The following is a 17,533-nucleotide window of genomic DNA, read 5'->3' on the forward strand; positions in this document are numbered from 1 at the left end:
TATCGGCGTATGCCGCGCAGCAAGGCGACGCGCTGGCGTTGGTAAGCGGCGGGCAGCGGCTGAGCTATCAGCAACTGGTTGACGCGGTGGCCAGCCGGGCACGTTATCTGGTAGAGCAGGGGGTTAAACCGGGCGATATTGTTGGCGTATGGCAAAAACGGGATGCGGGGCTGGTGGTCAATTTGCTGGCAATCCAGCAGGCTGGCGGGGCGTACCTGCCGTTTGACGAGAGCACACCGGTTGGCCGGGTAGCGCAGATAGTGCGCCAGGCCAAGGTCGGCTTTTTACTGACCGACACCAGGGTGGAGCTTGACGGTGTGACCTTACTGGCCCTGACAGGCGAAGGCAGCGACGCGGTGCAACTGCCGGTATTGCTGGCAGAGCAGGCGGCGTATGTCTTGTTTACCTCAGGCTCGACGGGTGAGCCCAAAGGCGTGGTTATCAGCCAGGGTAACCTGAGTCATCTGTGTGATGGTATGGCAGAGTTACTGTCAGCGTACCCGCTGGCCGGCAGCCGGTTTGCCTGGCGTGCACCGGTAGTGTTTGATGCGTCGGTGCAGGCACTGGCGTTGCTGGGCGAGGGTATCTGCTTACACGTGTTGTCAGATGAGCAACGTAAAGACCCGCAGCAGATGTTGTCTTACTTCGCTGCCGAGCAAATAGACTGGGTGGATACGACTCCCTCGCTGAGTGAGGTGTTGCTGGAGCAATGCGCGGCAGAGCAAGCGCTGCCGAATCAACTGATAGGGGGCGAAGCCATTCGCGCCGAGCTGTGGCGTAATCTGGTGGCACATAATAGCCGGCATAACCGGGTGGCGTATAACCTGTATGGCCCAACCGAATGTACGGTTAACAGCAGCGCCTGCCTGATAGCAGGCGAGCGGCCGCAGTTGGGCGCGCCGCTAAGCGGCGTCAGCTTATATGTGCTGGACAATGCACTGCAACCGGTGCCGGTGGGTGCGCGGGGCGAGTTGTATATAGCTGGAGCGGGTGTGGGCCAGGGATATCTGGGCCAGCCTGAGCTTAGTGGCGCGAGTTTTATTGCCAACCCGTTTGGCGCAGGGATGTTGTACAAAAGTGGCGATATGGTGCGTTACAGCAGCATAGGGGAACTGGAGTATTTACAGCGTCGGGATGACCAGGTCAAGGTGCGTGGCTACCGGATAGAGCCGGCCGAGATTGAAGCCCAGCTGTGTAAAGCGGCGGGCGTGCAGCAGGCACTGGTGCTGGTGCATCAGCAGGTGCTGGTGGGGTATGTTGTCAGCGCAGCGGCAATAGATGTTACGGCGCTGCGCACAGCGCTGCTGCAGGTGTTACCGGAATATATGGTACCGTCGCATGTGTTGGTACTGGACAGTTTACCGGTGAATGTGAACGGTAAAGTTGACCGTAAGGCGTTGCCCTTACCCGAGCAGGCTGACGTAGCAGAGTATAGTGCACCGGAGGGTGAGACAGAGCAGTACCTGGTGCAGCTGTGGTCGCAGTTGCTGCAGCGTGAGGCGGGAAGTATCAGCCGGGATGCGAACTTCTTCCGCTTAGGCGGGCATTCGTTACTGGCCGCCAGAATGGTTGCGGCTATCAGCCGGCATGCCGGTTGTCAGCTTAGTGTCGCGCAAGTATTTAAAACCCCGCTGTTATCCGAGCTGGCCGCTATAGTTGAGCGTTTGCCAAAAACGGCAGCGATAACAGCATTACAGCGTCAACCGGCGGAGGCATTAGTGCCCTTGTCTTACGCCCAGCAGCGCTTGTGGCTGGTTGATCAGCTGGAGGGCAGCAGTGCGCACTACAATATGCCTTTTGCGTACCGCCTGCAGGGCAAGCTGAATATTGCCGCGCTACAAGCCGTGTTCATGCAACTGGTGGAACGGCATGCCATTTTGCGCACCAGCATAATAAAGACGGCAGAAGGACCGCTGCAACGCCGTTTTAGTGCAGAGCATTATCAGACTGAAGTTATCGACTTGAGCCGGGATCCTGACGCGGATCGCACTCTGGTGCAGACACTGCAACGTTATGCCAGCTTGCCGTTTGATCTGGGCTCAGATTATCTGCTGCGCAGCGGCATTATCCAACTGGCGGATGAGTCGCATGTGCTGGCGTTTACGCTGCACCATATTGCCGCTGATGGCTGGTCGGTCGGCCTGTTGCAGCAGCAACTGGCATCCTTGTATCTGCAATATTGCCAGGGGGAGGTCACGTTAGCGGATGATACTGCGCTGCAATACGCTGATTTTGCCCATTGGGAGCAGTTGTGGCTGACGCCTGAACGACTGCAGCTGCAGCAGCAATACTGGCTTACTCAGCTCGATGGCATGCCACAACTGCATAGTTTACCGCTCGATTATAACCGGCCAGACAAACCGGCTTTTGCCGGCAGCAGCTGTCAGCGCAGTTTGGCAACTGCAGATCTGCAGCGTTTTAATGCGTTATGTCAGCAGCACGGCGCCAGTTTGTATATGGGCTTGCAGGCGGCACTGGCATTACTGCTGGCCCGCTTAAGTCAGCAGAGTGATATTGTTATTGGCACGCCAGTGGCGAACCGCGAACAACCTGAACTGGAACAGATGCTGGGGTTCTTTGCCAATACGTTGGTGATGCGACTGCAATGTGACAACGAGATGAGTTTTAGCCAGTTGCTGCAGCACAGTCGTCAGGTAGCGCTGGATGCCTATCAGCACCAGCAGTTACCATTTGATCAGCTGGTAGCACAACTGCAAAAAGAACGCAGCGCAGCCTATGCGCCTTTATTCCAGATCATGCTGGTATTACACACCCAGCAGCATGGCGACTGGCAGTTAGCCGGGCTGCAACTAAGCGAGCAGGAACAGCTGTTATCGCACAGCAAGTTTGATTTGCTGCTGTCGGTTGCAGAACACGCCGATGGCTTAGACATTATCTGGGAATACAACAGCGATATTTTTGCCCCAGCCACTATTACTGCCTGGGCTGACAGTTTGCTGCATCTACTGCAACAGGTAACACAGCACAGTATGCAGTTACTGCCACAGATACCACTGCTGGGCGACGAGCAGCAACAGCAGTTGTTGCAACTGGCTCAGGGCATGCCGACTGACGTGAGCACAGACATTGCCGCCCTGGTACGGCAACAGGTACAGCAGCGGCCTGAACAGGCTGCGCTGCGAATGGGCGCGGAGCAGCTGACTTACCGTGAACTGGAACAGTGGGCCAACCGCTATGCTCACTGGCTGACGCAACAAGGCGTGGCTCAGGGTGATATCGTTGCCTTATGTCTGGATCGCAGTATCAGCCAGATACTGACTGTGCTGGCGGTGTTAAAGCTTGGCGCCGCCTATTTGCCATTGGATGCAGAATTACCACCAGAGCGCCTGGTGTACATATTACAGGATGCTAAACCGGTATTACTGCTAACAGAGCAGCAGTTTAGCCACCGCTTCAGAGTGGATAGCGCCATGCAGTTACTGGACGACAGTAGCGTACAGGCGCAGATTGCCGCCCAGCTGTCGACACCACCACAGCTTAACCGCGCCATTGCCACAACTGATCTGGCCTATATTCTGTACACTTCAGGTACCACCGGCCAGCCTAAAGGGGTGTGTCAAACGCAAGGCACCTTATTGCATCTGGTACAGGCGCAAAAACAACTGGGCCAGGCACAGGCGCTGAATACGCTGCAGTTTACCCCACTTACCTTTGATGTATCGGCGCAGGAGCTGGCAACCGCCTGGGCGACCGGCAGCTGTTTGCAATTGATCAACGCAGAGCAGAAAAGTGATTTGGTGCAGCTGGCGCAATTGGTGCAACAGCTTGATATTGAACGGCTGTTTTGCCCGCCAGCGGTATTTGCCCTGCTGGCTGAGCAGGCACTTAGCCAGCAATTACCGTTACCGGCACTGCAACAGGTTATCGTTGCCGGTGAAGCCTTGTTTATCAATGAGGCCATCAGCCTCTTCATGCAACAACATGCCAGCTGTCAGTTATGGAACCATTATGGTCCGACAGAAACCCATGTGGTCACTGTCGAGCGGGTAAGCCAACTGCACGCCGGCCAATATGCTGCTATCGGTTTGCCGCTGGGGCAGAGCCACTGTCTGATCCTGGATGAACGGCAACAATTGCTGCCGCGTGGGGCTATAGGCGAACTGTATGTTGCCGGGCCAGGCGTGGCGCGTGGTTATCTTAATTTACCCCAGTTGAGTGCCGAACGTTTTGTCCGTCTTGCTGGCCATGCCGGCATATTTTATAAAACAGGCGATTTAGTGCGTTGGCGTGGCGACAATAAATTGCAGTATTTCGGGCGTAGTGACGATCAGGTAAAAATCCGTGGTTTCCGTGTTGAGCTGTCTGATGTCACTGTTGCGCTAAACCAACTACCGCAAGTGGAGCAAGCCTGTGTTATTTGCCTGCCGGATGCGGCACAGCATCAGCAGTTAGTGGCCTATCTGGTACTGGCAGCTGATAGTGAGTGGCGTACAGACTCTGCCAGTAATCTGCGGGCGCAGCTGAAAACCTTGCTACCGGCGTATATGATCCCGGCGGCATTTATGTCGCTGCCGGCATTACCATTAACCGCTAACGGCAAGGTCGATAAACGGGCGTTACCGTTGCCGCAGTTTACCCAACACAGCACCGACACTGTCGCCGCAGCAGGTGATATTGAGCTGCAATTGCAGCAACTGTGGGCAGAGTTGCTAAAACTGCCAGCAGAGGAAATTAGCGTAGACAGCAGCTTTTTTGCCCTGGGTGGGCATTCGTTACTGGCTACCCGGTTGCTGATGCTGATCCAGCGTGCCTTTGGCATTGAACTGGCGCTGCGCACAGTGTTTGAGCATGACAGTATCAGGCGTTTGGCACGCGTCATTGGCCAAAGCCAGCCAGAAACGGCGCTACCCGCTCTGAGCGTCTGTACCAAAGAGCAGCAGTTGGTTGAGCTGTCCTTCGCTCAGGAACGTCTGTGGTTTATGCAGCAAATGTCGCCGCAGGCCAGTCAGTACAATATGCCGCTGGCAATGCGCATTCGCGGCCCATTGCAACTGCCTGCTTTGCAGCAGGCGCTGGATACCTTACTGCAACGGCACCAGTCATTGCGCACCCGCTACCTGGAACAAGACGGCCAGGTCTGGCAACAAGTGATGCCGGGCAAAACTATTAGCTTGGTGCGGCGCGACTACACTGAGTTGGCGCCAGATCACGCGCAGGCGATTACGCACGCGATCGATCAACTAGCTGCTAAGCCCTTCGCGTTAGATACCGATATATTACTGCGCGCAGAGCTGTTATCGCTTGGGGCAACCGATCATGTATTGTTGCTGTGCATGCACCATATTGCGACTGACGGTGCGTCACTGGGTATTTTCCTGCAGGAGCTGCAGCAACTTTATCAGGCCGCTTGTCAGCAACAGACGCTAACACTTGAGCCATACCAAGTGCAGTACCGTGACTATGCCAGCTGGCAACGGCTCAATGCAGCCGTGCAACTGCAACAGACGCAGCAGTACTGGCGTCAGCAGCTGCAGGGTATTGCTGCGGTACACAGTTTACCACTGGACCGGCCCCGCTCGGCGCAACATAACTACCGTGGTGGGGTCTGGTCACAGGTGATCCCTGCGGCGGAACTGAGTTTATTAAAGCAGCTGGCCAGACGATATCAGATATCTGATTTTATGCTGTTGCATGCCGTATTCAGTGTGTTGCTGGCACGGCTTGGCAACGACAGCGATGTGGTAATAGGTACGCCGCTGGCGCAACGCAACCAGCCGGAATTAAGCCGGTTAATGGGCGTGTTTCTCAATACGCTGGTGCTGCGGCTTGATTTGTCTGCCAACCCAAGCCTGGTGCAGCTACTGCAGCAGGTTAAAGCGGTGCAACTTGATGCGCATCAGCATGCCGCCATGCCATTTGAAAAGCTGGTAGAAATGCTCAATCCACAGCGCAGCCTGACCCATACGCCGCTGTTTCAGATCATGCTGAACTATAACAATAATGAGCAACAACCGTTCAGTTTGTATCAAACTGAGGTAGAAATGCTCAACCTGGGCGAAGTGCAAAACAAGTACGACCTTACTCTGTACGCCGATGACAGTAGCGGTGAGCTGGTTTTAAACTGGGTATATGATGCGAATTTGTTCGAGTTATCGTCGATCCAGCTGGCAGCCACCCAGTTTGGTCATTTACTGAACCAGGTGCAGCAAGCGCCGGAAACGCCGGTGCTGTCTCACAGTTGGGGTACCTCCTGGCCGCAGCCTGAAGCGGGGCAACCGTTAGCGGCATCGTCAATACCGGCGTTATTCAGTGTTATTGCCGAGCAAAACGCGCAGCGCACCGCCTTGCAACACGGTGGCCAGCAAATGAGCTACGAGGCGCTTGAACAGCTGAGTAACCAGTGGGCCGCCTACCTGCAGCAACAGTATGCGCTAAGCGCAGGTTGCCGGGTGGCAATAGCGATGCCGCGTGATCTGCAGCGCATAGTGGCCATTCTGGCAGTGGTAAAATGTGGCGCTGCCTATGTGCCGTTGTCGACTGAATTACCGGCTGCGCGCGTTAACTATATGACGCAAGCAGCTGATGTCAGTTTAGTGCTGAGCAGCTCAGCACTGGCCGCTGCCTACCAGTGGCCGGCGCAAGTGCCGCAATTAATTACTGATAACGCTGATTTTATTCAGGCTGTGACGCAGTGTGACAGCCAAATGCCGGATTACAGCCAAATCACTGCCGATAGCGTAGCCCATGTTATTTTCACTTCGGGTTCAACCGGCCAGCCGAAGGGGGTTGCCGGTACGCATCTTGCTACTGTTAACCGCGTGTTGTGGATGAGCGGGCACTATCCGTTTAGCCAGGACGAGCAATGTTGTCACATTACTTCTATGGCGTTTACCCGTGCCGTGTGGGAGTTGTGGCTGCCACTGTTATCTGGCCAGACCCTGCACCTGATTGATCGCGCTGACGTTAAAGAGCCGGCAGCACTGTTTGCCCGTTTGCAACAACAGCAGATCTCCCGTCTGGTTACGGCGCCATCATTACTGCGCAGTATGTTGGAGTATCAACAACAAAAAGGCCTGACGCTGAACGCACTGCGTTACTGGTTTGTCAGTGGTGAACCGTTGCCGGCTTCACTGGCCAGTCAGGCCATTGCTGATTTGGCACCGGCAGAGCTGATTAACTTGTACGGCTCTACTGAAGTTATGTCAGATATCAGTTATTACAATGTCAGTCGCCGTGGCACCGCGGACAGCATGTATGTCCCTATAGGACAGGCCATCAGTAATACTCAGCTGCTGTTACTGGATCAGCAACAACAACCGGTAGCTGCTGGGGCTATTGGTGAAATTGTGGTCAGCGGCAGCAACCTGGCGCTGGGCTATCTGGCACTGCCAGAGCAAACGGCAGAAAAGTTTATCCAGACGCCGGTGGGCCGGGTTTACCGTACCGGTGATTTGGGCCGGTTCGACTGGCTGGGGCAATTGCACTGTCTGGGCCGGATGGATGATCAAATAAAAATCCGTGGCTACCGCATAGAGCTGGGCGAAATTGAAGCGCAATTACTGCAGGACGACGACGTACGCAATGCGGTGGTAAAAGTGGTTGGCAGTGCTGAGGATAAACAGCTTATCGCTTATCTGTTAACCGACAGTTCCGAGCAGGAACAGCTGATAGTGCGGTTACGCCAGCAGTTATCACAGCAACTGCCCGACTATATGCAGCCGGTGTATTACCACTGTATGGCGCAGTTTGCCTTGCGACCAAACGGTAAAGTGGACCGGCACCAGTTACCTGAGGTGAATTGGCAGCAAAGCCACTCGTATCAGGCCCCGCAGGGGGACACAGAGCAGCGGCTGGCGACGATATGGGCGCGGTTACTGCGGCTGGAACAAGTCGGCCGGGACGATAACTTCTTCCGCATTGGTGGTCACTCCTTGCTGGCGACCCGTTTGGTTAATGCGGTTTTTGCCGAATTTGCCACCGAACTAACGGTTAAAACCATCTTTGAAGCCAATACAGTGGCCTTGCTCGCTATTGCTATAGAACAGACGCAACCTGCACAGCAGCAAGCGGTACTGCGAGCACTGCAGCACCCGGATAATAAGGCGGTGTTATCCTACGCCCAGCAGCGGATGTGGTTTATGCATCAGCTGGATGGCGACAGTGGTAACTATAATATTCCGATGGTGTATCAGCTACGCGGTGCGCTGGATTACAACTGTCTGCAACAGGTATTCAGCACCATTTTTGCCCGCCATGCCACGTTACGCACCCGCTTTATTGAGCAGGATGGCGTACCGCTGCAATGGCTGCAGCCGGATGCTGATTTTGTCTTGGCCGTAACGGATTTAACCGGTCAGCCTGAGGCAGTGCGGCAACAACAGCAACAACAGCTTGCGCTGGCTGAAGCGAATACGGCCTTTGATTTGCAGCACGACCTGATGCTCAGGGTAAAACTGCTGAAAATAGCTGATGACGAGCATCTATTGCTGATGACAGTACACCATATCGTTGCCGATGGCTGGTCGATGGGCTTACTGGCAGAAGAGTTTGTCCGGTTGTATGACGCCTTTAGTCAGGGCATGGCCAACCCGTTAGCGGCGTTGCCGGTACAATATGCTGATTTTGCTGTCTGGCAGCGTGAATGGCTGGCTGGCGACATGCTGCAGCAACAGGTTAATTTCTGGCGTCAGGCACTGGCAGGGGCGCCGGCGGTGCATAATCTGCCGTTAGACAATGCCCGGCCCGTCAGCCAGACCTACAACGGAGCCTGGCTCGATGCCAGCCTGGATCTGGCGACTACTGAGCAGTTAAAGCAACTGGCACAGCAGCACGATGTGACCTTGTTTATGCTGTTGCAAACCGCGTTTGCCGTGCTGGTTAGCCGGTTAAGTAATGAAACTGATATTGTTATGGCCAGCCCTGTAGCTAACCGGCGGCGGGATGAGTTGAATCATCTGGTCGGCTTCTTTGTTAACACCCTGGTGCTGCGGAATGATTTTGCTGCAGATCCGACGTTCAGCAGCGCTCTGCAACAGGCGCGTCAGACGCATCTGAATGCACAAAGCAATCAGGATGTGCCGTTTGAACTGCTGGTGGAACAGCTGAATCCGCAACGTAGCATGAGCTACAGCCCGTTATTTCAACTGATGTTTGTGTTACACAATAACCAGCAGGTCGAGGCCGACTCGCAACAGCTGGATATTGAAGCCCAGCGTAGCCGGGCAGCACTGGCCAAATTTGACCTTACGCTGATCGCCACAGAAACAGATACCGGCCTGCAGTTTAACTGGGAATACAACACCGACTTATTTGCCGGGCAAAGTATCACCCGTTTTAGCCGCTGTTTCATGCACTTGTTGCACAGCATTATTGAGAACCCGGCCTGCGCAGTATCAAGACTGGCGCTGGCCAGCGACGTGTTGATCGAGCAAGCGCCTTCGGCATTGCCAGCGGGTATCGACAGTGTCAGCCAGTGGATTGAGCTGCAGGCTGTACGTACGCCAACCGCCACTGCACTGATTGCCGGGCAACAGCAATACAGTTATCTGGAATTGGATCACCTGTCGAACCAACTGGCACGCTGGTTGCGACAGCAAGGCGTCAGCTCAGGCGATCCGGTCGGCGTTATGTGGCCACGCAGCGCTGAGGTGGTGCTGGTATTCGTAGCGCTGTTAAAGCTTGGCGCCGTCTACACGCCGCTTGATGCTAAAGCGCCGGCAGAGCGTTTACAGCAGATTATTGGTAATGCCGGCATAAAACGCTTGCTTACCACGGCAGAACTGCAGCGGCCTGAGCTTAGCCAGCCTGACATTAGTAATGTGCAGCAGTTGAGCTTCAGTATCAGCCAGTTGCAGGCATTTGCATCCGCTGCTTTGCAAGATGTTCACCATAGTGCGGAGCACGCCGCCTATTTGATCCACACCTCCGGATCTACCGGCACGCCCAAAGGCGTGCTGGTACCGCACCGAACCTTATTGGCGCTGCTGGTTCACCAGCAGCAGGGCGCGGCCCGGTTGGCTACAGCTGTGCCGACCTTGATGTTCTCGTCATTGCAATTTGATGTGTCGGTACAGGAAATGGTGACAGCATTGACCACTGGCAGCACTCTGGTGCTGGCAGATGAAGAGAGCCGGCTGGATATGCCCAGGTTGATCAACCTGTTGCAGCAATATCATATCGGCCGGATCTTTATGCCGTATGCAGTGCTACAGGTATTGGCGCATGCGGTACTTAGCAGTAACAGCCAACTCAGTGACTTGCAGGTACTGGTTACGGCCGGCGAGCAACTGCGTATAACACCCGAGATCCGGCAATTATTCCAACAGCAACCCCAGGCATGGCTGGTAAATCATTATGGCCCGTCAGAAACGCATGTCACAACTGAATGCGTGCTTAGTTCAGCAGCAGCTGAGTGGCCATTATTACCGCCCATTGGTGCGGCAGTTGCCGGCACCAGTATCTGTGTGCTGGATCAACACCAACAACCGGTGCCGGCGGGTGCCGTAGGCGAGCTGTATCTGGGCGGCGATTGCCTGGCCATCGGTTATGTCGGTGCTGCTGAATTAACAGCTGAGCGCTTTGTGCAGTTGCAACTGAATGGCCGCACAGCACGCTGGTATCGTAGCGGCGATTTAGTGCGGCTAAACCACCAGGGCCAGTATGATTATCGGGGGCGTGCCGATCAGCAGCTGAAAATCCGCGGCTTCCGGGTCGAGCCGGGTGAAATAGAACACTGTATTTTGAATTATCCGCAGATCAGTGATGCGACGGTATTGTTACAGAGCTCTGCCCATGGCGAGCAACTGGTGGCGTATTTTGTCAGTGCAGCAAATGAAGCCGTTGACCCCGCGCTGTTACAGCAGCATCTGGCCGGTAAATTGCCGGACTATATGTGGCCCAAAGGTTGGATGCAGTTAAGCGCTATCCCACTCACCGGCAATGGCAAGGTCAACAAAGCTGCGTTGCCAGCTATAGTGTGGCACACGGAGATTGAGGGTGAACAAGCGCAGAGCGATACCGAAATTGAGTTAGCCCAGTTGTGGCAGTCGTTGTTGCCAGCTGCGGTGGTACTGCGCCACAGTGACTTCTTTGCGCTGGGTGGTCACTCATTGCTGGCTATGCGGTTGGTAACGGCGGTGCGTACGCAGTTTACCGTGGAGTTCAGTATCCGGCAGGTGTTTGAAGCCCCGGTATTAAGTGCGATGGCGCAGCTGATAACCAAGGGCCGTCAGGTGAGTAGTCATGCCCTGAGTGCCAGCACGGCGGTGGGTGATAAGGTCGCGTTGTCGTTCTCGCAGCAGCGGTTGTGGTTTATTGATCAGTTGGAACAAGGCAGCGCTAACTACAACGTGCCGGCCCGCTATCAGTTTGATGGTGAGCTGGATGTTGACGCGCTGGAGCAGGCCCTGCAATTACTGGTAGCGCGCCACCATACGTTACGTACGGTGTTCCGTGATGACGGTGACGGGCCGTATCAGCAGGTGCTGAGCGATGCCGAATTTAGTTTATCGCAACTGGATTTATCGGCGCTGACAGAGGCAGAGCAGCAGAGCGCACTGGAGCAGTGGCTGGCCCGTGATACGGCGACGCCGTTTGCGCTCAGTTCAGCGCTGATGCTACGCGGTTGTGTTATTCGCCTGGCACCCAAGCGGCATATTCTGTCGCTGTGCCTGCACCATATTGCCTGTGACGGTTGGTCGTTTGGCATACTGGAGCGGGAGTTAGCCCAGAGCTATAACGTGCTGGCAAGTGGTCAGGCTGTGCAACTGAGTGCGCTGAGCGTGCAGTACAGCGACTTTGCCCGCTGGCAGAGTGAGCAACTGCAGGGAGAGGCCTTTACGCGGTTAACGCAATACTGGCACAAGCAACTGCAAGGCTTGCCGCAAGTGCATAACCTGCCGCTGGATAAGCCGCGCCCTGCGGTGCAGCGCTTCCGCGGCAGCCGGGTTAACCTGGTGCTGGATGCAGCGACGCTCAATGAAGTAACGCAACTGGCGCAGCAGCAACAGTCGTCGTTGTTTATGCTGTTGCATACCGCCTTTGCTCTGGTGCTCAGCCGCTACAGTAATGAAACCGATATTGTCATTGGCACACCGGTGGCGGGACGAACGGTGAAAGAAGTAGAGCCGCTGATTGGCTTCTTTGTTAATACCCTGGTACTGCGCCATCAGCTGGACTGGCAGCGCAGTTTCACCGAGCAGCTAAGTCACAGTCGCGACATGGTGCTCAATGCGTTTGAGCATCAGGAGTTGCCATTTGAGCTGCTGGTTGAGCAGTTGCAGCCGGAGCGTAGCTTAAGCTACAGCCCGGTGTTCCAGGTGTTGTTTACCTTGCAGAACAACGAGCAGACGGATGTTGAGTTCAGTGGCCTTAGCGTCAGCGGTGTGGCACAAAGCCGTGACAGCGCCAAGTTTGATTTAAAGCTGTCGGCGGTAGAGTTTGACGGTGAGTTGCACCTGAGCTTTGAATACAACACCGACTTGTTCCTGCGCCAGAGCATTGAGCGTTTGGCCGGCAGTTACCAGCAGTTGCTAAGTCAACTGGTGGCGCAGCCACAGTTGGCGCTGGCAGGTTATGATTTACTGACCACACAGGACCGCAGTTTACTTCGTCAGTGGAATGCCACCGCACAGGACTTCGGCCCGGCGTTGGTTAACCAGTTGCTCAGTGAGGCAATGGCCGCGGTACCGACGGCACTGGCGGTGCATAGCCGTGAAGGCCAGTTGAGCTATCAGCAGTTAACGGCCCGGGTTGATCAGGTAGCTGCGCTGTTGCTTAAGCGCGGAGTGGTGGCCAATGATGTGGTGGCGATTTGTCTGGAGAAGTCGATTGATCTGGTGGTATCGATGCTGGCGGTGCTGCGTGCCGGTGCGGCCTATCTGCCGGTCGATGTGACCTACCCGGATGAGCGGTTGCACTATGTGTTGTCGGACTCCGGCGCGGTGCTGGTGCTGGGCCATCAGGCGGTGGCGCAGCGCTTACCTGAGGGCGTCGCCCTGGTCGCGCTGGATACGGCAGAGGTGCAGGCTGAGCTTGCCGGGCTTACAGGGCTGAGCGCTATGAGCTGGCCGCAGGTGAGTGCGACGCAACTGGCGTATGTAATTTATACCTCAGGCTCAACGGGGCAGCCCAAAGGTGTGGCCATTACTCATGGCAACCTGAGCAATTATCTGCAGCATGCCAAAGCGCATTATTATGATGCTTCGCTGGCGGGTGCGATTCTGCTGAGCTCTTTTAGCTTCGATGGCACTATTCCGAATCTGTATTTACCGTTACTGACCGGTGGTTGTTTGTACATTGCCGATGAAGACAACTTGTACCGCAGTGCGGCGCTACACCTGTCTGGCAGTAAGCGGTTATATATTAAAGTCACCCCCACGCAAATGCAGGCGTTGCTGGCAGAGCTGGAAGGCCCGGTCAGCGCCGCGCACAGCCTGATGCTGGGCGGTGAGGAATTTAAGACCAGCCTGTATCAGCAAATGCGCGAGCAGATGCCTGCGGCGAAGATCTTTAACCATTATGGCCCGACCGAAACGACCATCGGCTGTAGTGTTAACCCCTTATCAGAAACCCCTCAGGGGAGCAGCATTGCTATTGGTAAGCCGATAAGCAACACCCGCTTCTACGTGCTGGACAGTACACAACAGCTCAGTCCGGTGGGCGCTATCGGTGAGCTGTATGTGGCCGGTGCGGGTGTGGCCGCCGGTTATCTGAACCGGGCGGAGCAAACGGCAGAGCGCTTCAGCGCGGAGTGGGGTAATGCCCCAACAGGCAGCCGGATGTACCGTACCGGCGACTTGGTGCGTTGGCTCAGTGATGGCAGCTTGCTGTTTCTGGGGCGGGGTGATCACCAGGTTAAACTGCGCGGTTACCGGATAGAGCTGGGTGAGCTCGAAGCGGCCTTGCTGCAACTGGATGGTGTGGCGCAAGCCGTGGCGGCGGTGAAGGAAGATCGCGCGGGCAGCGAGGTGCTGGTGGCCTATATTGTGCCGGCAGCGGGGTGTGCAGGGCGTATTGAAGCGCTACAGCGTCAGTTAGTGAGCGCGCTGCCACAATACTTGCTGCCGCAACATATTATCGAAGTCGGGCAGTTTGCCCTGTCGGTCAGTGGCAAGGTAGACCGTAAGGCCCTGCCACTGCCCCAGTTGGCAGCGACAGAGGACTATGCCGCGCCGCAGACGCCAATGGAGCAAGCCCTGGCCCAGATCTGGTGTCAGGTGCTGAAGCTGGACAAGGTGTCACGCCAGGCGCAGTTCTTTGCGCTGGGTGGTCATTCCTTGCTGGCCATGCGGTTGATAGCGGCAATCCGGCAGCAACTGGCGCTGGAGTTACCGGTACGATTGGTGTTTGAGGCCCCGGTGCTGAGCGAGATGGCGCAGCGCTTATTGCAAGCGCAAGGCAGTACGCTGGGCAGTATTATACCGGCAGAAGACTACCAGCAGTTACAGCCGGTGTCTTATGCCCAGCAGCGCATTCTGTTTGTCAGTCATCTGGAGAATGCGCCTGCGCTGTATAACATGCCGTATTGTTATGCACTGGAAGGCCAGCTTAATCTGACACTGCTGCATGAGGCGGCGCGGCATATTATTGAGCGGCACCACAGTTTGCGCACCTGCTTTGTTGAGACAGCGCAGGGGCAGATGCAGCAGCTGATGAGCAGCGACGGCTTCAACCTGGAACTGACAGACTTGAGTCTGCTAAGTGGAGAGGCCCAGGTTGAGGCGGCAAATGCCTGGCTGAAGCAGGCCAGCCAGTATCACTTTAATTTACAACAGGATGTCTTGTGCCGGCTGTATGTGGCTAAGTTGGCGGATGATAAACATTTACTGCTGGTGTTAATGCACCATATTGCCAGTGATGGCTGGTCGATGGGGCTGTGGCTGCGCGAGCTGATTACTGCTTACCGTCAGCGTTATGAAGGGCATGCACTGGTGCCTGCGGCGCTGGCTATTCAATACAGTGACTATGCGCGCTGGCAGCGACAGCAACTGGCTGAGCAGGAGTTTGACCGCCAGCTGGGTTATTGGCAGCAGCAACTGGCGGGGGCACCACAGCGGCATAACCTGCCCACCGATAAAGTGCGTCCGGCGGTACAAAGCCTGCGCGGCCACTTTATTGGCAGTGAAGTGTCGTTGGATGTTCTGAACCGGTTGCAGCAAATTGGCCAGGCTCACAGCGCCACCTTGTTTATGACATTACAAAGTGCCTTTGCGGCCTTGCTGGGCAGTTGGAGCAATGAGCAGGACATTGTGATGGGCACGGTAGTAGCAAACCGTACCCAGCAGCAGACCGAAGCGCTGATAGGCTTCTTCGTTAATACCCTGGTGCTGCGAACGGATTTAAGCGATGACCCGAGCTTCAGTGAATTATTGCAGCGTAACCGGGGTATGCACCTGGCGGCGCAGAGTAATCAGGATGTGCCGTTTGAGTTGGTGGTTGAGGCGGTAAAACCTGAGCGCAGCTTAGCCCATAGCCCGTTATTCCAGGTACTGTTTGTGTTGCAGAACAACGAGCAGGTTGCCCTGGAGTTGCCGGAGCTGGCGATTACGCCTTACCAGCGGGACCGGCAGAGCAGCGTCAAATTCGACCTGACGCTGACGGCAATAACCGACACTGACGGGCTGTACTTTAGTTGGGGTTATTGCACGGACTTGTTCAGTGAGCGCAGTATCCGCACCGTAGCGGCTGCCTTTATGCAGTTGCTGGAGCAAATCGCGGCCCAGCCAGCTAAGAAGCTGAGTCATTATAGGCTTTGCACGGCTGAGCAAAACGTCGCGTTACTGAGTGCGCCGGCCGAGCGTTTAGAGCAGGGCTTTGCACATTGGGTAGCACGGACGCCGGAGCAAGAAGCGCTGTGTTATGGCGAACAGCGTTTAAGCTATCGTGAACTGGATAAGCGCGCATCACGCCTGGCCGGGTATTTAGCTGCGCAGGGGGTTAAACGGCTGGATAAAGTTGCCGTGGTCGCCGAGCGCTCTGTCGAGCTTATCAGTGCCCTGTTGGCCGTGTTGAAACTGGGCGCGGTGTATGTGCCTGTGGCGGCGAATTATCCGCCCGCCCGGATAAGTTACATCCTGCAGGATGCCGGGGTAAGCCATGTGTTATGTCAGCACAGTGCTCAACTGCAAGACGTAGACTGTGCCGCTGCCAGCACGGAGCTTAGCACGCTGGATGAAAGCGGCTATCACTGGCCTGCGGATATCGCTGAAACGGGGAGGGCCGATGAGCTGGCTTATCTGATTTACACCTCCGGCACGACAGGCAAGCCCAAGGGCGTGGCGGTGAGTCATCAGGCGATAATGCGTCTGTTACGGCATAATCAGTCGCTGTTTGGTTTTATGCCGGGCAGTCGCAGTGTACAGCTGTTATCGATGGCGTTTGACGGTGCGGTGTTCGAAATATGGGGGCCGCTGGTCAACGGCGGTGCGTTAGTGTTGTATCCGGATAGCTTTATTGATGCCAGCGCACTTGGGGAGCTTATCAACCGCGAGCACATCAGCACGGCGCTGATGACGCCGGCGCTGTTCGAGCAGTGGGTGAAGCAGGGTGAGGGTATTGCCAACAATGCGCTGCGTCACGTGCTGGTAGGGGGCGATGTGTTCCCGAACCAGGCAGCGGCCGTGTTGTATCAGCACAATAGTCAGGTACAACTGGTGAATGCGTATGGTCCGACAGAAAACAGCGTGATGACAACCTGTTACGCCGTGCCGCGAGGCTTCGATGTCACGCACCGTCTGCCGATAGGGCAGGCGGTGTGGGGCACGGGGCTAAGTGTACGCAACCGGGCAGGCGCAGTATTGCCGGCCGGATTTATTGGTGAGTTGTGTATCAGTGGCTGTGGCTTGGCGCAGGGGTATCATAATAATGCGCAGGCCGATACGGCCTTTATGCGTGATGTTGACAGCGATGAGCGCTATTACCGCAGTGGCGACCTGGTGCGACAAAGAGAAGACGGCGAGTATGTTTTTTATGGTCGACTGGATGAGCAGGTTAAGCTCAGGGGTTTCAGGATAGAGCTGTCGGAAATAAGCCGGGTTTTGCTGTCGCACGCAGCGGTAAGCGATGCGGTAGTGCTGGTAAGCGGACAGACGCAGGAAGAGCAGCAGTTGGTGGCTTACCTGGTGATGGCAGATGAGGGCGCATTAGGCGAGGTGTTTAGCGCAGCCGCAGGGCAATTACCGGCCTATATGATGCCGGGGCGTTATGTGTTGCTGACAGCACTGCCGTTGACGGCAAATGGCAAGCTGGATAAACGGGCGCTGCTGGCCTTGCCGGATGAGGCGGTGCAAAGCAGTGATTATGTTGCACCGGCGACAGAAACGGAGCAGCAGCTGGCGGCGCTGTGGTGTGAGGTGTTGCAGCTGGAGCAGGTCAGTGCCAGCAGCGACTTCTTTGCGCTGGGTGGTCACTCATTGCTGGCCATGCGGTTGATCACCGAATTGAACAGCCGCATGGGGCTGGAGCTTAGCGTCCGTGTACTGTTCGAACATAGTAATGTGCAGCAACTGGCCGTTTATATTGACGAACATGCCGCACCTGTAGTGGAGAGCGGCTGGCTATAGCCGCTGTGCAG

The 17,533-nt window shown here is 55.8% G+C and carries 1 protein-coding gene (only partly in view); it reads left to right on the plus strand.

Features of this window, described 5'->3' with window-relative positions; all coding sequences use genetic code 11:
* Window positions 1–17,522: the 3' portion of a non-ribosomal peptide synthetase gene (locus tag AR688_RS02430; protein ID WP_068228597.1), read on the plus strand. Its footprint begins 12,511 nt before the window's first position; 17,522 of the gene's 30,033 nt are visible here — the last part of the coding sequence; the start codon falls outside the window, past its left edge; its stop codon occupies window positions 17,520–17,522.
* Window positions 17,523–17,533 lie beyond the last annotated feature (11 nt).

The organism is Rheinheimera sp. EpRS3, assembly GCF_001513785.1.
In the GTDB taxonomy this organism is placed as follows: Bacteria; Pseudomonadota; Gammaproteobacteria; order Enterobacterales; family Alteromonadaceae; genus Alishewanella.